Annotated in this window: 16 protein-coding genes and 1 tRNA gene; 2 read left to right on the plus strand and 15 right to left on the minus strand. The window is 43.3% G+C overall.

What is annotated here, in order from left to right; translation table 11 throughout:
* The first annotated feature begins 65 nt into the window (after window positions 1-65).
* The gene (gene pdxH, locus HUJ21_RS06070) at window positions 66-701 is read left to right on the plus strand and encodes a pyridoxamine 5'-phosphate oxidase (RefSeq protein WP_291368059.1); all 636 of its coding nucleotides are present in this window, start codon (window positions 66-68) and stop codon (window positions 699-701) included.
* Window positions 702-1,162: 461 nt separating this feature from the next.
* On the opposite strand, the gene bshB1 is transcribed toward pdxH, so the two are convergent.
* From bshB1 to HUJ21_RS06105, 7 genes are all read right to left on the minus strand, one after another.
* A complete protein-coding gene (gene bshB1 / locus HUJ21_RS06075) occupies window positions 1,163-1,879 on the minus strand; it encodes a bacillithiol biosynthesis deacetylase BshB1 (RefSeq protein ID WP_291368060.1) in 717 nt (238 codons plus the stop codon).
* Between the two features lie 317 nt (window positions 1,880-2,196).
* The gene (gene trxB, locus HUJ21_RS06080) at window positions 2,197-3,135 is read right to left on the minus strand and encodes a thioredoxin-disulfide reductase (RefSeq protein WP_291368061.1); all 939 of its coding nucleotides are present in this window, start codon (window positions 3,133-3,135) and stop codon (window positions 2,197-2,199) included.
* Window positions 3,136-3,288: 153 nt separating this feature from the next.
* A complete protein-coding gene (locus HUJ21_RS06085; RefSeq protein ID WP_014021150.1) occupies window positions 3,289-4,152 on the minus strand; it encodes an RNA polymerase sigma factor RpoD/SigA in 864 nt (287 codons plus the stop codon).
* A 100-nt stretch (window positions 4,153-4,252) separates the two neighbouring features.
* Window positions 4,253-6,388: a polyribonucleotide nucleotidyltransferase gene (gene pnp / locus HUJ21_RS06090; RefSeq protein ID WP_291368062.1), complete on the minus strand. Its 2,136-nt coding sequence runs from the start codon at window positions 6,386-6,388 to the stop codon at window positions 4,253-4,255.
* A gap of 102 nt (window positions 6,389-6,490) precedes the next feature.
* On the minus strand, window positions 6,491-6,766 hold the full coding sequence (rpsO, locus tag HUJ21_RS06095) for a 30S ribosomal protein S15 (protein ID WP_166149802.1): 276 nt from the start codon (window positions 6,764-6,766) through the stop codon (window positions 6,491-6,493).
* Window positions 6,767-6,829: 63 nt separating this feature from the next.
* On the minus strand, window positions 6,830-8,725 hold the full coding sequence (locus HUJ21_RS06100; protein ID WP_291368063.1) for an LptF/LptG family permease: 1,896 nt from the start codon (window positions 8,723-8,725) through the stop codon (window positions 6,830-6,832).
* A gap of 77 nt (window positions 8,726-8,802) precedes the next feature.
* Window positions 8,803-9,204, minus strand: coding sequence for an START-like domain-containing protein (locus HUJ21_RS06105; RefSeq protein ID WP_166149806.1), 402 nt, complete (start codon window positions 9,202-9,204; stop codon window positions 8,803-8,805).
* 91 nt (window positions 9,205-9,295) lie between these two features.
* On the opposite strand from HUJ21_RS06105, the gene HUJ21_RS06110 reads away from it, so the two are divergent.
* Window positions 9,296-9,369 (plus strand) — tRNA-Met (locus HUJ21_RS06110).
* 468 nt (window positions 9,370-9,837) lie between these two features.
* Here the strand turns inward: HUJ21_RS06110 and rplT are convergent.
* The 8 genes from rplT to HUJ21_RS06150 all read right to left on the minus strand — a co-directional run bounded on the left by rplT (window position 9,838) and on the right by HUJ21_RS06150 (window position 20,097).
* A complete protein-coding gene (gene rplT, locus HUJ21_RS06115) occupies window positions 9,838-10,182 on the minus strand; it encodes a 50S ribosomal protein L20 (protein WP_166149808.1) in 345 nt (114 codons plus the stop codon).
* A gap of 94 nt (window positions 10,183-10,276) precedes the next feature.
* Window positions 10,277-10,471: a 50S ribosomal protein L35 gene (gene rpmI, locus HUJ21_RS06120; protein WP_073096640.1), complete on the minus strand. Its 195-nt coding sequence runs from the start codon at window positions 10,469-10,471 to the stop codon at window positions 10,277-10,279.
* A 21-nt stretch (window positions 10,472-10,492) separates the two neighbouring features.
* The gene (gene infC / locus HUJ21_RS06125) at window positions 10,493-11,044 is read right to left on the minus strand and encodes a translation initiation factor IF-3 (RefSeq protein ID WP_166149810.1); all 552 of its coding nucleotides are present in this window, start codon (window positions 11,042-11,044) and stop codon (window positions 10,493-10,495) included.
* A gap of 85 nt (window positions 11,045-11,129) precedes the next feature.
* The gene (thrS, locus tag HUJ21_RS06130) at window positions 11,130-13,085 is read right to left on the minus strand and encodes a threonine--tRNA ligase (protein WP_291368064.1); all 1,956 of its coding nucleotides are present in this window, start codon (window positions 13,083-13,085) and stop codon (window positions 11,130-11,132) included.
* 151 nt (window positions 13,086-13,236) lie between these two features.
* Window positions 13,237-15,846 carry a DNA gyrase/topoisomerase IV subunit A gene (locus HUJ21_RS06135; RefSeq protein WP_291368065.1) on the minus strand — a complete coding sequence of 870 codons (2,610 nt, stop codon included), beginning with the start codon at window positions 15,844-15,846 and terminating at the stop codon, window positions 13,237-13,239.
* 217 nt (window positions 15,847-16,063) lie between these two features.
* Complete coding sequence (locus HUJ21_RS06140) at window positions 16,064-17,965, minus strand: DNA topoisomerase IV subunit B (RefSeq protein WP_291368066.1); 1,902 nt, start codon at window positions 17,963-17,965, stop codon at window positions 16,064-16,066.
* 5 nt (window positions 17,966-17,970) lie between these two features.
* Window positions 17,971-18,474: a DNA topoisomerase IV gene (locus HUJ21_RS06145; protein ID WP_291368067.1), complete on the minus strand. Its 504-nt coding sequence runs from the start codon at window positions 18,472-18,474 to the stop codon at window positions 17,971-17,973.
* A gap of 96 nt (window positions 18,475-18,570) precedes the next feature.
* Complete coding sequence (locus HUJ21_RS06150) at window positions 18,571-20,097, minus strand: sialate O-acetylesterase (RefSeq protein ID WP_291368068.1); 1,527 nt, start codon at window positions 20,095-20,097, stop codon at window positions 18,571-18,573.
* Window positions 20,098-20,211: the final 114 nt, after the last annotated feature.

The following is a 20,211-nucleotide window of genomic DNA, read 5'->3' on the forward strand; positions in this document are numbered from 1 at the left end:
AAGAAAAAAATTTAAATACAATATATTTGTATTCTTAAATTAATTTTCTGATTTAATTTGAAAAAATGGAATTAGCAGACATAAGAAAGGATTATTCTTCCAAATCTTTAGATATAAAAGGGATGAATCCTAATCCATTAGAACAATTCAAGTTGTGGCTATCCAATGCACTTTCCGCAGCTGTCAATGAGCCCACTGCCATGCACCTGAGCACTGTAAACAAAGCGATGAAACCTTCCGGCAGGATTGTTTTGCTGAAGGGAGTGGACGAGGGATTTGTTTTTTTTACCAACTATTCCAGCCAAAAGGGCCTTCACCTCTCCGAAAACCCATTTGCTGCCCTTACATTTTTCTGGCCTGAATTGGAAAGACAAGTAAGGGTATCCGGAAAAGTAACCAAAATACCGGCAGAAGAATCTGATGCCTATTTTCTTAGCAGACCAAAGGAAAGCCAGATCGGGGCATGGGCAAGCCCTCAAAGCCAGGTAATTCCGGACAGGGATTTTTTGGAAAAAAATCTGGCCAATACCGTGGAAAGGTTTCAGGGAGAACCCTTAAAAAGACCGGAAACCTGGGGAGGGTTCAGGTTGATGGCTGATGAAATTGAGTTTTGGCAGGGCAGGCCCGCTCGTCTGCACGACCGGGTCAGGTATGTCCTCTCCGGGAATAAGGAATGGAAAATGGAAAGACTGGCCCCATAAAATAGAACTATTCCCGCAATGCATTAAGGTTGTTTCGCCGGGGAAAATAATAGTGATCTTTTAAAAAAAAACCCTATAAGCAATAGAAGGACATATAAGGTTTTTTTTGATCTTTGCCCTGCAATCCCCGGTAATCATGATGGACTCACTACAGTAAGGCTCAGATTTCCAGAATTTTTTCCTGATTGCAGTACTACCTTATATGCTCTTAAATGTCTAATATGGTTAAAAAAAAGGAACCATATAAGGAATAGAAGGACATATAAGGTTTTTTTTTGATCCTTGCCCTGCAATCCCAGGTAAACATGATGGACTCACCACAAGAAGGCTCAGATTTCCAGGGTTTTTTTCCTGATTGCAGTACTACCTTATATGCCCTTACATGTCTTATATGGTTTAAAAAAAGAACCATAGAAGGAATAGAAGAACATATAAGAAGTGACTATATTAAAGTCAGCATTTTACAACAAATCAAATAGATTTCTTAGCCCGGGCACACGCTCTACGGTAAATCCTTCTCCGTATTTTACATTGATTTTATGGCCCATTTCCCGACTTCTGGCTTCTATAAAATCCAGAAAATCTGGCCTGGAAATAAAACTCTCCGGCTCTTCGGATTGGGGATCGTAAAACTGGGACTGGAAAGCTAGGATGCTCTCCTTTTTTACGTTCCAGTAGGAAGAAATATCCACCACCAAATCGGGCTCGATGTAATTGTTCTGGATGTAATGGTAAATGGTTTTGGGCCGCCAGGCTTGCTGGGCTTCCCCATCCAATTCTGTCTCCAATTTTCTAAGACCGCTGATAAAACAGGCATGAGATGCCAAACTTCCTCCTTTACCATGATCAGGATGGCGGTCGGTCACAGCATTGGCAAGCACGATCTCGGGGCGGTATTTTCTGATTATCCTTGCAATGGCTATCTGATGGTCCTTATCATCCTGAAAAAAAACATCTTTAAATCCCAGGTTTTCCCTGGCACTTAAACCCATTATTTTTGCTGCCTTATCCGATTCTTCCAGCCGAATCGCCGGAGTGCCCCTGGTCCCCATTTCTCCCTGAGTCAAGTCCAGCACTCCTACTTTATACCCTTGTTCCACATGTGATGCCAGTGTCCCGCTACAGGATAGTTCGGCATCATCCGGATGCGAAGCAATGGCCAATATATCCAATTTCATGTGTTTATAATTTGTTTTTAATAAGCCACCCCGATTAGTCGGGGCAGGCTATTGAATCTTTGACGATTAAAATAATCATTGCCCTGTGTGTTTAATGATGATTTTAATCGTGCCGATTTCATGTGTTTAAATTTGTTTCTTAATGGTCACATGGAATCTCGCATGCTTAATAATCATCTCAGTGTGTGACGCTCTCGTCATGCTCGATTTCATGTGTTTAAATTTTATTTATTTTCGGCCATAATTTATCCCACTCCCCAAGTGGAGAGATAGCCTGCCTACCTGTCTGATGGCTTAAAACCGTCAGACAGGTGGGGCTATTCCTGAGCGGAAAGAAACCTTTCCGCATCCAGGGCAGCCATACAGCCTGTTCCGGCGGCAGTAACTGCCTGTCGGTATTCGTGATCCTGAGCATCTCCACAGGCATAAACACCCGGGACATTGGTTTTGGTACTACCCGGTTTGGTCAGTATGTATCCGTTTTGATCCATATCTATCAGGCCAGCAAAAATACCAGTATTTGGTTGGTGACCTATGGCTACAAAAAAGGCTTCCACATCCAGCACCTTTTCCACGCCGGTTTGGTTGTTTTTCACCCTTACGCCATTGACCTCTTCCTCTCCCAATATTTCTTCCGTCTCATGGTTCCAGAGAATTTCTATTTTAGGGTTGTTCATCACCCTTTTCTGCATGATCTGGGAAGCCCGGAGTTCGTCTCTTCTCACCAGCATATAGACCTTCTTGCAAATATTTGCCAGGTAACTGGCCTCTTCACAGGCGGTATCACCACCACCAACGATGGCCACATCCTTTCCCCTGAAGAAAAACCCGTCACAGACCGCACAAGCCGAAACTCCCTTGCCATTGAGTCTGGTCTCACTTTCTATTCCCAGCCATTTGGCCGAGGCTCCTGTAGAAATGATCACTGTCTCCGCAAGAATGGTTTTGCTTTCATCTACCACGACTTTATAGGGTCGCTTGCTGAAATCCACCTGGCTTACCACTCCGTACCTGACTTCTGTACCAAAACGTTCTGCCTGTTTTCTGAAATCTTCCATCATTTGGGGTCCCATCACCCCATCCGGATACCCCGGATAATTTTCCACATCATTGGTAATGGTAAGCTGGCCTCCAGGTTGAATGCCGGTATACAATACAGGTGATAATCCCGCTCTGGAAGCATAGATGGCAGCAGTATAGCCTGCCGGTCCTGACCCTACGATAAGGACTTTTATAGTTTCGGTCTCCTGACTCATTATATTAGGTATTAATCAATTATATTAAATTTCAATGGTTATGCCATACTAACAAAATATAAAAACAAAAAAGTTTAAAAATCATTATAAAAATTCTATTTATACAAAAAAAGGGCCTGCTGCCCTTTTTAATATTTTACTACAATGCAGGAATTAACCCAGATAGGGTTTCAACGTTTTACTCCTGCTTGTATGCCTCAGTCTCCTGATCGCCTTTTCCTTGATTTGTCTGACCCGCTCACGAGTCAGGTTAAACTTCTCCCCTATTTCTTCCAGCGTCATGGCATGTTCTCCATTCAGTCCAAAATAAAGTGTAATTACATCTGCTTCTCTCTGGGTAAGTGTTGACAGGGCGCGTTGCACTTCCTTTCGCAAGGAATCGTTCATTAAACCATCATCTGGCTTAATTTCCCCGTCGTTCTCCAGTACATCCAGCAGGCTGTTTTCTTCTCCTTGAACAAATGGCGCATCCATGGATACATGTCTGCCAGAAATCTTCATGGTATCTACCACTTCTCCGGCGGTAACTTCCAGGACTTCCGCCAATTCCTCAGGAGAAGGCTCTCTTTCGAATTTTTGCTCCAATTCGGAAAAGGTTTTACTGATTTTATTCAGAGAACCAACCCTGTTCAGAGGTAACCTGACAATCCTGGATTGCTCGGCCAAAGCCTGAAGAATCGATTGACGAATCCACCAAACAGCATAAGAGATGAATTTAAAACCGCGGGTCTCATCAAAACGCTGGGCAGCTTTGATCAAACCCAGATTTCCTTCGTTGATCAGGTCGCCCAGAGACAAACCCTGATTTTGATATTGCTTGGCAACGGAGACAACAAATCGCAAATTGGCCTTGGTCAATTTTTCTAGAGCAAGCTGGTCGCCCTCTCTGATTCTTTTGGCCAAAACCACTTCTTCGTCTGCTGTCAATAGATCTACCTTACCTATCTCTTGAAGGTATTTGTCCAGAGATTGACTCTCCCTGTTGGTAATCTGTTTACTGATTTTAAGCTGCCTCATTCAATTGTATCTATTATTTTTTAACGCATTTATAACAGAAGTTTCCTGAAAATAAGTTCAATTTTTATAAATTGATCTAAATTTTCAGGAAACTTTCAGCTTATTTATCTTTTTTTTCTGGTTTTGGCAGCAAAGCTTTTCTGGACAACTTGAATTTGCCCGTCTTTTTATCAACATCTATAAGTTTAACAGCAATTTCCTCGCCAGATTCCAATACTCCATCCATGGATTCAAGCCGCTCCCATTTGATCTCGGAGATATGCAACAGGCCATCTTTGCCAGGCATAAATTCTACAAAGGCTCCGAAAGGCATGATGTTTTTCACTTTTCCAGTATATACTTCACCTATTTCAGGTTGGGCTACAATGGATTTGATCCTGGCCACGGCACTGTCCATGGCCTCCTGGTTATTGGAAAAGACATTGATCTTACCCACATTATCAACTTCTTCAATGATAATGGTAGCTCCTGTGTCTTTTTGGATTTCCTGGATCACTTTTCCTCCTGGACCTATTACCGCACCGATCAACTCTTTAGGAATCTGCATGTTGTAGGACCTTGGGGCATGAGGTTTGAATTCTCCCCTTGGTTCAGACAAAGTCTTATTGATTTCATCCAGAATATGTAATCTTCCTTTTTTGGCCTGGTACAATGCTTCTTTCAACACATTGTAATCCAACCCTTCCACTTTGAGGTCCATCTGACAGGCTGTAATACCTTTAGCGGTACCTGTCACTTTAAAATCCATGTCTCCCAAATGATCTTCATCACCAAGGATATCGGAAAGAATGGTGTAATCTCCTGATTTGGAATCAGAAATCATACCCATGGCAATGCCCGTTACCGGCGCTTTTATGGGAATACCTGCATCCATCAGAGCCAGGGAACCCGCACAGACCGTAGCCATGGATGAGGAACCGTTGGATTCAAGGATATCAGAAACTATTCGTATGGTATAAGGGTTATCGGCATCAGGAGGCAATACTTTTTTCAAAGCCCGCATGGCCAGGTTGCCATGGCCTACTTCCCTTCTTCCCGGACCTCGATTGATTTTTACTTCTCCTGTGGAAAATCCGGGGAAATTGTAATGCAAATAAAATTTATTATAGCCGGAATGTACGGCGCCATCCACCATTTGTTCGTCCAGCTTTGTACCCAGAGTACAAGTGGTGATGGATTGGGTTTCGCCTCTGGTAAATACAGCCGAGCCATGTGCGGAGGGCAGGTAATCTACTACAGACCATATAGGTCGGATTTCATCCGGGTTTCTTCCATCCAGCCTTTTCTTTTCCTTGAGGGTGAAATTCCTGGCTGCTTCTTTGTGTACCTTTCCAAAATACCTGCCGATCAAACCCTCATCATATTCATGCTCTTCACCCAGACTTTCTACAAAAGCCTCTTTAATGGCCTTGATCAAATCTGTACGCTCCTGCTTATTGGCAATCTGCCTGCTAACAACATCATAAAGCTTGTCATACAGTTCGGCTTTCATTTTCTCGAACAAAGCCTCGTCATTGACCTCATGGCTGTATTCTCTCTTCACTTCTTTTCCGACCATTTTGGTCAGTTCCTTCTGCACCTGACAGTGCCTTTTTAATTCTTCGTGAGCAAATTGAAGGGCTTCAACCATCTCATCTTCAGAAATTTCGTCACCTTCTCCTTCTACCATCAGGATGAAATCCTCCGATCCGGCAACGATGAGCTCCATTGTTGCCCGTTCCAGATCAGCGGGCTTGGGGTTTATAACAAATGAACCATCTATCTTGGCCACACGAACTTCTGAAATGGGCCCATTAAAGGGAATATCGGATACCGCCAAAGCAGCTGATGCCGCCAATCCTGCAAGGCAATCAGGCAACACTTCCTCATCGGAAGACATCAAGGTAATGGTAATGTTGGTATCTGCATGGTAATCGTCCGGGAAAATAGGCCTGATGGCCCGGTCTACCATCCTGCTGATCAATATTTCATAATCTGATAACCGGCCTTCCCGTTTTAAAAATCCTCCCGGTATTTTTCCGGAGGCCGCAAATTTTTCCTGATAGTCCACTGACATGGGGAGAAAATCCACCCCTTCTCCAGCTTCTTTTTTGGTTACTACTGTAGCCAGCAACATGGATTTACCCATTTTGACCATGACTGCCCCATCAGCCTGTTTGGCTAAGGCTCCTGTTTCAATAATGATTTCCCTACCATCTTCAAGGGTGATGGTTTTTGAAATTGAATTTGGTAACATAAATTTTTGATTCTATATAAGGTATAGTTGTAAAAGTAAGGCTTAATAACAGAAGGTAGCAAAAAAGTAAGGTTCCCTAAAAAAGGGAACCCCACATGGCTGTTATTTACGGATACCCAGGTCTGAAATGACAGCCCTGTATCTCTCAATATCGATCTTTATCAGGTAATTCAGCAGTCGCCTTCTTTTACCTACCAATTTTAACAGCCCTTTCCTGGAGGAGTGGTCTTTTTTATTGGTCTTCAAATGTTCCGTCAGATGCTGTATCCTGTAAGTGAATAAGGCAATTTGTGATTCAGGAGACCCTGTATCTTGTTCCGACTTCAACCGACCATGATTCTTGAATAGTTCTTCTTTCTTTTCTTTCGCTAAATACATGCTTAGTCAAATATGATGTAAATTTTTTTAAAACAAAGACAAAGGTAGCAGTTTTATTCGAATTTATAAAACTTCTTCTTTTAACTTTTTCTCCGGCTTTTTAGGGGCATCTTGTGGTGCTTGCTTTCTTTCAAAGGTTTTTCTGATTTTATCCCAAATTCCCTGATAAAAATCAGGCTCAAAAAGCCGGGCATCCTTCCGGGCTTGCCTAAGGAAAAACAAACCAAATGGAATCAATGCCAAATTGGAGAAAAAAGTACCAAAAAAGGTGTCTGACATGCCTTCTTTTGCCCACTTCTCACCTGTGATGGTCAACATGTAATACATGATAAAAAATATGATGGACAATAAAACCGGCATCCCCAATCCTCCCTTTTTTATAATCGCACCCAATGGAGCCCCAATCATAAACATGACAAAACATGCCAGGGACTGGGTGTATTTCTGGTACCAGGCTACTTTAAAGACCCGGTAATTGCGTTGTATTTCGTCTATTCGCGACTTGTTGGTGGTGAAATTATTCTTGATATTTCTGGCGGCAGTCAGTCCCACCGTGGCCTGAGAAGTCCTGTACCTGGGTGTATCCCTGATAGAGTCAAGCATCTGCTGCTGCTCGGCAGAAAGGGTGACCGGCTCTGGCTCATCTTTTTTTATGGCAGCGTTTCTATTTATCCTGGCCATATCTGGTCGGGTAGTACGTTCATTGATACTGTCCTGTTTTTCTATTTCAGCCAGATCAATCCGTTCTTCCTCCACAGTGCTCAGGTTCCTGCCAAGCGTATCCCTGATGGATTCCACTGAAGCCCTGTTTTCAGGCAGGGACACACTATCGGCTTTAGCCAGTAACGCAGTATCCTTTTCCAGGGGTAATGCATCATTTTGACCCGCACTGTCCATCCCAACCGTACGGTTTGTTGTATCTCTGCTTGCCGCCACATTTTCACTTACCGGGATACCGTTTTCAGGGTTTTCGAATTCGTCTTTGTACTTCAAATTCTTTAGCGAATCCGATTCATTTTTTTTATCCACAATTTCTTTTGGAGGAGTCAATTTTCTGGTTCTTCCAAAATAATTGTAAGAAGCTTCGGTATTGGCATAATTAAAAAAATACCAGTGGTTTAGCTCCCGGTCCATGGAATCCAGGTCTACCCTGATCTCACTTATATTTTTGATGGATTTACTGTTGGACCAGAGGTTTTCGGGTGTCCTTTTTAAATCAAAGGCATCCAGACTGAACACCATTTCATTTTTATCAAATCTGGTCCTGCTAAAAGTCCCCGGCTTATCCCTGACTCCTCTTTGTCCTGTTTGCTCCTGGTAGCTATTTCCATTGAAAAGGGTAAGCATCATGTACCTGTCATTGAAAAAAGGCTCCATTCTGCCTGAATCTGCGGTGATCACATGGAGGTTTCCCTGTCCCTGGGTATGGTCATAGATGAGCACTTCTTCCAGCCTTACCTCATCGAGTTTCTTGTTTACCTTGATGCTGTAATTCGGAATACCATTGTAAAATACCCCCTCCTTGATATCAAGGGCAGGTGATTTCATACGTATATCATAGAGCAAACTAAAAGTCTTTAAGTTTACTCTTGGGACCAAATAGTTATTGGACAAATAGGCAAAAACCGATAAAAAAACAACGAAAATACCTATAGGCAGCATGGCCCTGAGCAGGGAAATGCCACTGCTTTTTATGGCTGTCAATTCAAAATGCTCCCCCAGATTACCGAAGGTCATCAAGGAAGAAAGCAATACGGCCAGGGGAAGTGCCATGGGAGAAATACTGATCACAAAATATCCGATCAGCTCCATGTAAACCATAAACGGAAGGTCTTTGCCAAATATTTCATCAAAATATTTGAGCATATTTACCGTCAGGAGAATGAAATCCACTACGATGAAGGTAAGTAAAAAGGGCCCCAGAAAAGAACCCAGTATTAATTTATCTAATTTTTTCATGAAACGCCTTTATCCCCTCAATTAAAAGACGAAACAAAATTGAACATATTATGTTGAAAATGGTAATTCTGATTCGTTTATCCTCCGATTATTTCTTTTAAGCTACCTATTAAACCCTCCCAAATGGAGGCCTGCTCCTGCTCATCATAAGCATCGCCATATTCGATGACACGCAGATAAAAGGTTTGTGTCAATTCGTTTTCCTCCAGTTTAAATTCAATAAATGGTTTGTCCGATTCTTCCTCCTCTTCTTCATAAGGGTCGGAAAATTCAAATTTCACATGGTGATTGGTGCGCATGATAACCGGACGGGCAAAGTGGTTTTCTCCATCATAGATGAAGTTATAAATTTTGTCTTCATTAATGACCACATCATCTGCAAACCACTGTGACAAACCACTGGCCGTACTTAGATACGGATAAATAATCTTTTTGGAGGTATTTATCTGGTAATCCGCAACAAATTTAATTTTCTCCATGGCCTTAGTATTTCTGGTTATAAAAAGTTTTTTTTTGGTTCTCCAATATTTGCAATTCAAGGATTATCCTCACATATTTGCATTCCCATTTGGCGAGGTAGCTCAGATGGTTAGAGCGCAGGATTCATAACCCTGAGGTCAGGGGTTCAATTCCCCTCCTCGCTACACTTAATTTCAGGTCTCCTACAGGAGACCTTTTTTTTTGACCAAAGCTGGCATTGTTTACAATTGCTCAACGTCAAAGCATCATACGTCAAAGTCCTATTTGCTTGTCAACTTTCTGTCCAGCGAATAAGTATGTCAAGCTTAAACCGCATTTCTTTAAGACAATCTCATTGAACCCTAAATATGCATTAGGAATTCAATTGCAGACTGACCCCGAGTTCGGGACAAAATCAGGCACTTCGTTGCCGTTTTCAACTTCACCATGGCCTTGCTGTGACCCCATCTCCAAACTGCCTGATTTTCTTTTAATTTCAGCCTTCATCAGGAACCCAAATAGATCATCGTGACTAAAGAGACTAAAGGAAAAGTAATATAAGGAAAATTTCAAAAAAGTAAAGCCTAATCACAAAATGGGGAAATAAAAAAACCCTCCGAAGAGGGCTTTTTTATTGGTAAAAACGGTAATCCTTATTTTACTTTTTCAACTATGGCTTTGAATGCATCAGGATGGTTCATGGCCAGATCTGCCAACACTTTCCTGTTCAAATCAATACTGGATTTCTTTAACATCCCCATAAACTGGGAATAACTGATGCCATATTGCCTGACACCTGCATTGATCCGCTGTATCCATAAAGCCCTGAATTCTCTTTTCTTGACCTTTCTGTCCCTGTAGGCATACTGAAGGCCTTTCTCATATTTGTTCTTGGCTACTGTCCATACATTCTTACCCCTTCCGAAGTATCCTTTTGTAGCTTTTAATACTTTCTTCCTTCTGGCTCTTGAAGCCACGGCATTTACTGATCTTGGCATTTTTTTTTAGTTTTTGACTTTTGGTGCTTTGTTCTTTAAAGACTTATCAAACCAAAAATCTGGTGAATTTTTAACCTTTTTAATTTGATTTTGATCAAATTCTGAGCATTGCTCTTACTCTTCCCTCATCTGTCTCATGAACTTCTCCCATTTTGGTAAGATTTCTCTTCCTCTTGGTAGATTTTTTGGTCAGGATGTGACTTTTAAAAGCATGCTTTCTTCTGATTTTTCCAGTGGCAGAAAGTTTAAACCTTTTCTTGGCACTTGATTTTGTTTTTACTTTTGGCATTACCGTATATGATTAGTTAAATTATTTCTTTCCTGCTTTCGGTGACACAAAGATATTCATTCTTTTGCCCTCCATTTTGGGAAGTTGCTCTACCTGCCCATAATCCTCAAGGGCCTGGGCAAATCTCAACAGCAACATTTCTCCCCGTTCTTTAAACACGATGGTACGTCCTACAAAATGAACATATGCCTTTACTTTTGCCCCGTCTTTGAGAAAACCTATGGCATGGTTTAATTTGAAATTAAAATCATGGTCATCGGTATTGGGACCAAAACGTATTTCTTTGACTACCGTTTTGGCTGCATTTGATTTGATTTCTTTTTGCTTTTTCTTCTGTTCGTACTTGAACTTGGCATAATCAATCACCTTACAGACAGGTGGTGCAGCAGAAGGAGAAATTTCCACGAGATCAAGTCCGTTTTCTTCGGCAAGAGCAATGGCTTTATCTGTCGCCATGACGGCATTGCCCCCCTCTACAAAATCCCCCACAACCCTGACCTCTCTGGCCCGGATTTTTGAATTTACCTTATATGGTTCCTCTTGTCTCGGAGTATACGTTCTTTTTCCTCTCAAAATAGTTATGGTTGTTGTTTAAAGTTTCAATCTGCAAATATCTAATAATTTTTTAAATATTAAAAACCAACAAATTATTATACTGTTATTTATTCAATGATTCCCTGATGATTCCCTGAAAGTAAGCCACAAAATCCTCCAGCTTGAAGCTTCCCATGTCCCCTTCACCGTGTTTTCGTAAGGAAAGCTCATTCTCTTCCTGCTCCTTTTCACCTACGATAACCATGAATGGAATCTTTTTCACTTCTGCATCTCTGATTTTCCGGCCAATTTTCTCATCCCTGTTGTCAATTTCCCCGGAAATACCATTATCTCCAAGCAAAGATTTGACCTTGGCCGCATAGGTAGCAAATTTTTCGGAAATCGGCAAAATTACCAACTGCTCTGGTGCAAGCCAAAGTGGAAAATTCCCCGCGCAATGCTCTATCAGCACTGCCACAAAACGCTCCAGGGAGCCAAAAGGTGCCCGGTGTATCATCACCGGCCTGTGTTTCTGGTTGTCAGACCCGGTATATTCCAGCTCAAAGCGCTGGGGCAATTGGTAATCTACCTGAATAGTACCCAGCTGCCAGCTTCTTCCCAGAGCATCCTTGACCATAAAATCAAGCTTTGGCCCGTAAAAAGCCGCCTCTCCCAATTCAGTTACCGTCTGCAGCCCCTTTTCGGAAGCGGCTTCAATAATGGCAGCTTCTGCTTTGTTCCAGGCCTCCCCTTCTCCAATGTACTTCTCCATGTTTTCAGGATCCCGCAGTGAAATCTGCGCTGTGTAATCATTAAAGCCCAGGGCTTTGAAAACATACAAAACCAAATCGATGACTTTGATAAATTCCTCTTTTACCTGATCCTGCCGGCAAAAGATGTGTGCATCATCCTGGGTAAAGCCCCTCACTCTGGTCAAGCCATGCAGTTCACCGCTTTGTTCGTACCGGTACACGGTGCCAAATTCGGCATATCTTACCGGCAGGTCTTTGTAGGACCTGGGCTTGCTTTTATAAATCTCACAATGATGGGGGCAATTCATGGGTTTCAGCAAAAACTCCTCCCCTTCATGGGGTGTAGTGATGGGCTGAAAGGAATCCTTGCCATATTTTTCATAATGGCCCGAAGTCTCATACAGGGCTTTGTGACCTATGTGTGGGGTAATCACCTGCTGATAACCGGAATGATCCTGCTCCTTTTTCAGGAAATTGACCAGTCGCTCACGAAGCAGGGTGCCTTTGGGAAGCCATAAAGGCAAGCCCATACCTACCTTTTCAGAAAAGGTAAACAAGTCCAACTCCTTGCCCAACTTACGGTGATCCCGTTTTTTGGCCTCTTCCAGCATCTCCAGGTATTCCTTCAATTCTTTGGCTTTGGGAAAGGTAATGCCGTAAATACGGGTAAGCATTTTATTTTTTTCATCCCCACGCCAGTATGCCCCTGCGATATTGAGCAATTTTACGGCTTTCACAAATCCCGTATGCGGGATGTGTGGGCCACGGCAAAGATCGGTAAATTCACCCTGCTTGTAAAAGGTAATGGAGCCATCTTCCAGCCTGTCCAAAAGGTCAAGCTTGTATTCGTCACCTTTGTTTTGGTAATAGCTGACCGCCTCATCCTTCGAAATTTCCCTGCGGATGTATTCGTTTTTTTGCCGGGCCAATTCCACCATTTTGGCTTCAATTTTTTCCAACTCTGCCCCTTCAAGGGTCTTGTCCCCAAAATCCACATCGTAGTAAAAACCCTGAGCTATCGGAGGACCGATACCAAATTTAATTCCAGGGTAAAGGGCTTCCAGTGCCTCAGCCAAAAGGTGGGCTGAAGAATGCCAAAAGGTGGATTTTCCTTCCTTATCGTTCCAGGTGAGCAGGGAAATGCTCACATCTTCATGGATGGGGCGGGTAGCGTCCCAAACTTGCCCATTGACCTTTGCGGCCAGTACGTTTCTGGCCAGCCCTTCGCTGATGCTCATGGCGATATCCAGACCGGTAACTCCCTTTTCAAATACCCTGACAGATTGGTCGGGAAAGGTTACATTGATTTCATTTTCAGATTTTGACATGCTTTCGCTTTCTGTTTAACCTACACCTTTACAAACAGGTGTTTTTAACGGACTGCAAATATGCACATTCACAAGGGTAAATAAAAGATTAAAGCGGGCTTATCTTGTGGAAGAAAAAAATGAACTGTTCCGTACTTTTACCTTCCACCTATTAAAACAAGCCCAACTGTTCCTTATCCTCATCATCCTCATCATCCTCCTTTTTCTTCAGGTCAAAATTAACTGTGGAGCCTACCGATAGGTTTTCATCGGCTTTTCCCTGCTTCTTTTTTTCTGATTCCACCAACTGTACGGCTTTTACCGTATGGTTGCTCAGCCGATTACCAACTGACCTCCAACCCTTTACATCAATGAGCATGTCCATATCGTAAACATTCTCCTCAACCTCTTTTCCTTTTTGCAATTTCACTTTTACCTGAGGCTGCTTCTCAGTGGTGACCACTATGAGCCGGGAATTTCTGTGATCAGAAATAAAATTGAACTTCTTGTTCAAGGTTGAGGTCTCTATCTGAAATCTTTTGATAAAGTGCTGCTTGCTAGCCCCATCAAAATAGATGGCAGAAACAACCCTTTCCGGATCGAACTTCTGGATCAAAAGCAGGTTTTCCTGATCATAGCGGTTGGTCAATTCAAAAGTGGTCAATTCATAATTACCGTCTTTGAAAAAAGCAATGATCTTGTCATCACCCAGAAAATTGCCCACCAGTTCTCCCCGCTCATCGGTATTCAACCTGCCTACTGCAGGGTCAAAGTAAATGTTCAATCCCCCCAAAGTGGAAACTCCTTCCATTTTGAGCTGAATTTTCCGAACAGGATGTTTGGTCAAAATATTTCCCTGTGCTCCTCTTCCCTTGATTTCTATGTCTTTGAAATCAAAATCGAAAACCTTGATCCTGGCTTTGCTGCCTGCTGTCAGGTAAACCGTTATGATTTCGGCTTCTCCATTGGCATTGGCCGTAAAATACAAAATTTTAGACCCTTTGGTCCCTTTGGTAAGCGGATATTCCCGGTCTCTGGTTACGCTCAACACCTGAAACCTTTTGATCATCGCCCTACCGGTGGCACCATCCACATACACCAGGTTGTATACCATGCGCTCGTCTCCTTTTCTGTACACTGCCACATGAATGATATCTTTGCCTACAAATACCTTATCCTGAATCCGGGACACCTGACAAACACCATCCTTGCGGAAGACAATGATATCATCCAGGTCCGAGCAATCGCAGACAAACTCATCCTTTTTAAGACCATATCCGATAAAACCATCTGCCCGGTTCACGTACAATTTCGCGTTGTTTGCCGCCACCACATTGGCTGCAATGGTATCAAAAGTGCGTATTTCGGTTTTCCTCTCCTTGCCTTTGCCATATTTGCCCAGCAGGTTTTTATAGTATTGTATGGCATAATCGGTGAGGTTTTCCAGGTGATGGTTTACTTCTTCCAGCTCTTCCTGGAGCCTCCGCATCAGTTCGTCTGCCTTAAAAGTGTCAAATCTGGAAATACGCTTGATTTTGATTTCAGTGAGCCGGATGATGTCGTCCCGGGTAATTTCTCTGTAAAATTCGGGTTTAAAGGGTTCCAGTCCTTTATCGATGGTTTCGATAACTGCTTCCCAGGTTTCGCATTCTTCGATGTCCCGGTAGATCCTGTTTTCTATAAAAATCTTTTCGAGAGAAGAAAAAAGCAACTTCTCCATCAATTCCCCTTTACGGATTTCCAGCTCCCTGTTCAGCAGGGTTTTGGTCTGATGGGTATTGTATTCCAAAATTTCATTTACCGTCAGGAAAACGGGTTTTTCCTCGATGATCACGCAAGCGTTGGGCGAAATGCTCACCTCGCAATCGGTGAACGCGTACAGCGCATCAATGGTCATGTTGGGAGATTGCCCAGGAGCCAACTGCACCTGGATTTCCACATCCTTGGCAGTATTGTCCACTACTTTTTTGATCTTGATCTTGCCTTTATCATTGGCTTTGATAATAGATTCGATCAGGGAATTGGTGGTGGTACCGTAGGGAATATCTTTGATCAGCAGGGTCTTGCTGTCCTCTTCTTCAATTTTGGCACGGACCTTTACCCTTCCTCCACGCAGACCTTCATTGTATTCGGAAAAATCCGCCAGCCCACCAGTGTTGAAATCAGGAAGCAGGTTGGTCTTTTTGCCTTTGAGAATTTGTATGGACCCCTCGATCAGTTCACAGAAATTGTGGGGAAGGATTTTGGTGCTTAAGCCCACGGCTATACCTTCCACCCCCTGTGCCAGCAGCAAGGGGAATTTTACCGGCAGAGTTACGGGTTCTTTTTTTCTTCCATCGTAGGACAACTGCCATTCCGTAGTTTGCGGATTAAAAACCACCTCCAGGGCAAACTTGGATAGCCTGGCTTCAATGTACCGGGCCGCAGCAGCACCATCACCGGTGCGCACATCTCCCCAGTTACCCTGGGTTTCGATCAAAAGGTCTTTTTGCCCCAGGTTCACAATGGCATCGCCTATAGAAGCATCTCCATGAGGATGGTATTGCATGGACTGCCCTATAATGTTGGCCACCTTGTTAAATCGCCCATCATCCATTTCCTTCATGGCATGCAGGATGCGGCGCTGCACGGGTTTGAGCCCGTCTTCTATGGCCGGAACCGCCCGCTCCAGGATCACATAGGAGGCATAATCCAAAAACCAGTCCTTGTACATCCCCGTGACAGGGATGGAATCGTGCAAACTTTCGTCCCCGTTTTCGGGGTTAATATCATTATCACTCATATTTTATTCAAATAACTCCAAATAGCAATTCATTCAACCGAAAAATATAACATCAAAGATATACCCAGGATTTCTATCTGCATGAATGGATTTCCAATGGTCTTTTTTCTCCAAATTAATAAAACATCCTTTCCATTTCTTGGAAAATGAAATAAAGGAGATTATTTCACAAAAACTGAAATAAATTAAATCTGCCTCCTCAAGGGCCAACAAGTCTTTAGACCGTTTCAGTCTCTTCCTCAGCTGCCGTTTTTACCGCCGGATCATCAAAAACGATGTCCTTTTCGATTTTCAGGTTATCGATGATAAAAGTTTGCCGGTTGGGGGTATTTTTGCCCATATAAAAGCCCAGCAAATCGGCGATTTTTGTCTCCTTATTCAAAATAATCGGCTCCAGGCGGATATCTTCTCCAATAAATCCTCCAAACTCTCCGGGCGATATCTCTCCCAAACCCTTAAACCGGGTTATTTCAGCCGCTTTACCCAATTTATGGATGGCCCGCTGCCGCTCCTCATCGGTGTAGCAGTAAATGGTTTCCTTTTTATTCCTGACCCTGAACAGGGGCGTATCCAGGATATACAGGTGGCCATTCTTGACCAAATCAGGAAAAAATTGCAGGAAGTAGGTCATGATCAGCAAGCGAATGTGCATGCCGTCCACATCTGCATCAGTGGCAATCACGATTTTACGGTAACGCAAGCCCTCGATACCATCTTCTATATTTAAAGCATGCTGCAGGAGATTAAACTCTTCATTTTCATACACCACCTTTTTGGTCATAGAATAGCAGTTCAAGGGTTTCCCTCTCAATGAAAAGACAGCCTGGGTCTGTACATTCCGGGACTTGGTAATGGATCCTGATGCTGAATCCCCCTCCGTGATAAACAGCATGGTGCCATCCTTCAGCTCTGCATCCGCCTTATTGTCATCATAATGCACCCTGCAATCCCGAAGTTTCTTGTTGTGCAGGTTGGCTTTTTTAGCCCTTTCATTGGCCAGTTTCTTGATGCCGGAGATTTCCTTTCTTTCCCTTTCAGATTGCAATATCCTTTTGAGCAGGGCATTGGCCGTGTCCGGGTGCTTGTGCAGGTAATTGTCCAACTCCACTTTTACAAAGTCATTGACAAAGGTACGCAGGGTGGGTCCGTCCGGCCCAACGCTGTGAGAACCCAGTTTGGTTTTGGTCTGGGATTCAAACACCGGTTCCTGTACCCTTACGGCAATGGCGGCCACTACGCTCTGCCGGATGTCAGAGGCATCATAATCCTTTTTGAAAAACTCGCGGACCGACTTCACAATGGATTCCCTGAATGAAGACAGGTGTGTCCCCCCCTGGGTGGTGAATTGCCCGTTAACAAAAGAGTAATATTCTTCTCCATATTGATTGGAGTGGGTAAGTGCGATTTCTATATCTGTGCCCTTCAAATGAATAATGGGGTACCTCCGGCTGTCCTCATCTACTTTTCTGTCGAGCAAGTCCAGCAAGCCATTTTGGGAGTAAAATTTGACCCCATTGAAATTGATGGTCAACCCTGAGTTCAGAAAAGCATAATTCCAGATCTGATTTTCAAGGTACTCCGGGATAAAATGGTAATTTTTGAATACTGTGGAGTCCGGAGAAAAAACAATTTTTGTACCGTTTCTTTCTGAACTCTTTTCTACCTTTCTGTCTTCGACCAACTCGCCTTTTTGAAACAAGGCCACTTTGCTCTCCCCTTCCCGGAAAGACTGTACCATAAAGTTTTCTGAAAGTGCATTGACAGCTTTGGTACCGACTCCATTGAGGCCTACTGATTTTTGAAATGCCCCGGAATCGTATTTCCCTCCGGTATTTATTTTGGATACACAATCGATGACCTTGCCCAGGGGAATACCCCTTCCATAATCCCTGATTTCGACCTTGTGCTCGCTGATTTTTACTTCAATGGTCTTTCCGTGGCCCATCATGTGTTCGTCAATACTGTTGTCCAGTATTTCCTTTACCAGCACATAAATACCGTCATCCTGGGCACTGCCGTCACCCAGTTTCCCAATGTACATGCCTGGTCTGAGCCGGATGTGTTCCTTCCAATCAAGGGATTTGATGCTGTCTTCTGTGTATTGTACGTTAGCTGCCATATTTTTCAACTTAAAATATTACCCGTTCTCACTTGTTTCATTTTGCCTGCCAAAAGGTAAAAAAGCACCAAAACCCAAACCAGCATCAGCACCGGAGCCAGGTAAAAAAAGAAACTGAATTCTGAACTACTGATTTCATTTTGATTGCTAAGGCTGTGGATGTAAAAAACAAGCACTCCCGTTGCAATATTGAGTATGCCAATAAATGAATAGATCCAGGAGAGCATTTTATCCCTGTAGGGATCCCCTACCGGAAACAGCCTTTTTAGTGAAACATTGATTTTCATTTCTATTAACTTGGCTGGGATGATCAAGAGCAGATTATAAACCAAAAACAAAGCCACCGTACCATAAAAGAAACTATCCTTGCTCACCTGCTTGAGTGGCATCCCTGCTTCGTTCACAACATAGGTAGCAAATTCAGGCAAAGCCGCATACACATATAACAATAAAAACAAAAATAAACCTATGGACAGAAAATAAAACACTTTGGCAAAACGGGTATACATGATTTCTCTTTTAATCCGCTAATATAAAAATTAATCCAGTACCAAAAGGGGAAATTTCGGGCGGCTTTTCAAAGGGCTAGTAATACCCGGGAGTAATCACCTGAATTCCAGTATCCGATCTGCTTCATGACCAATGCCATGGATGATTAATTTATTTGGGTGTACTGTCACCACTGCCCCTAGAACCGGAGAAGTGGCCTCCACCATACCCTCAAAAGTCAGGTGGTGCACCCCGTGTTCATCTTGCACATAATTCCCCTCATGGTGGTGACCTGAAAACCAGGCAAGCAAAGCAGGGGATTTGCCTATGGTATCCAATACTTCCCTGTTATTGAGCAGATGAAGGCCATTTTCAGGCAATAGGGGATAATGGCAAAACACCAACACTTTTTTACCTGCCCTTTCAGCATCCTTCACCTGACTGCTTAACCATTGCATTTGGGTTTTTCCGATCGCACCATTCCAAGGCTTGGCATTATTGGCACCTGCAGCCTCCAATTCGGCCATCAATGCCTCCGCTCTTTCATAATTTTCACTGCCTTTGGGGTTACCTTCCATGCTGATGTCCATGCCATTCAAAACCAAAAATACTATCCTTCCATGTTCAAAGGCATAGTAGCCCTGTTCATTGCCCAGTCTTTTTCCCACTTCCTGCTTGAGGCTGTCAGCCACGGAAAAGTCATGATTTCCCCAAACATGGTGAAAAGGTGCCCGGCTGTTCTCCAGTAGGGCCAGGGGCTTGTCGAAACTTGCAAAGTCCCTGTCTATCAGATCGCCCAGACTGACAGAAAAATCGAGATTATAGGCATTCAGAAAAGGAATGGTTTGTTCAAGAATATTCAGGGTACCGCGGTAATTGCGCTTGCCGGCGGTTGCTGCATCTGCATATTGCACATCGGCTATCACGCCAAAGGCGAAGCTTTCTTTTGCCTGTTTTTGATCCAATAGTGTTTTCATATTATAGGCGTACCTTTCTCCCAGCAAAACCTGACTCGGACTGTCAAAATGAGTACTGTCAAAGGTAGTCGTTCCATGGCTGCTTACCACTGCAGTATAGGGCAGCCTATCAGGTAAATTAAGGATCATTTGATTGAAAGGTTTCCTATTTGCTTTGTCCTCAGAGACCTGCCCCGCCACAAAAGGAAGGTCTGCCAGGCCCAGGGTATCCCGCAAAGCGACGATCAACTGACTGAGCTGGTCCAAATACTGGTCCGCCCTGTTAACATTGGACTCCCCCTGGTGCCATATTACCCCTTTGATCGTGCCATTCTTTGCTGCAAGCCTGGATTTGGCTACTATTTCGTTAAAAAAATGAGTTCCCGGCAACCATTCTTCAATGGCACTTCCCCCTTTGGCATTCACCACCATACCAATATTTTTTTCCGGATTCAACGCACTGATTTTTTGCGCAAAGCCATAGGCAGGACTAAGCCTTTGCATGCTGCTGTCCTTTCTTATACTGGAATAAATATTCATGGGATTGGCAGCAGGCACCCAATCGGTTCCGGTAAATAGATAAACACCGGTTAAAGGAGCTGCCAAGTCCTCCTTCACTTCTGCCCTGCCTGCCATATTGGATTGCCCTATGCCCAGGTAAATGTCCAGAGAATCTTGTGCTGACAATTGGCAACAAAGAAAAACAAATAAGGGAAAAAGAAATGATCTTTTTAGAAGAGGGCTCATCATATGTGGTATTTGTGCCTGTTAACATGAATACCCAAGAATAAATAAAAAGTA

The sequence above is a fragment of the Cyclobacterium sp. genome (assembly GCF_014762705.1).
GTDB lineage: Bacteria > Bacteroidota > Bacteroidia > Cytophagales > Cyclobacteriaceae > Cyclobacterium.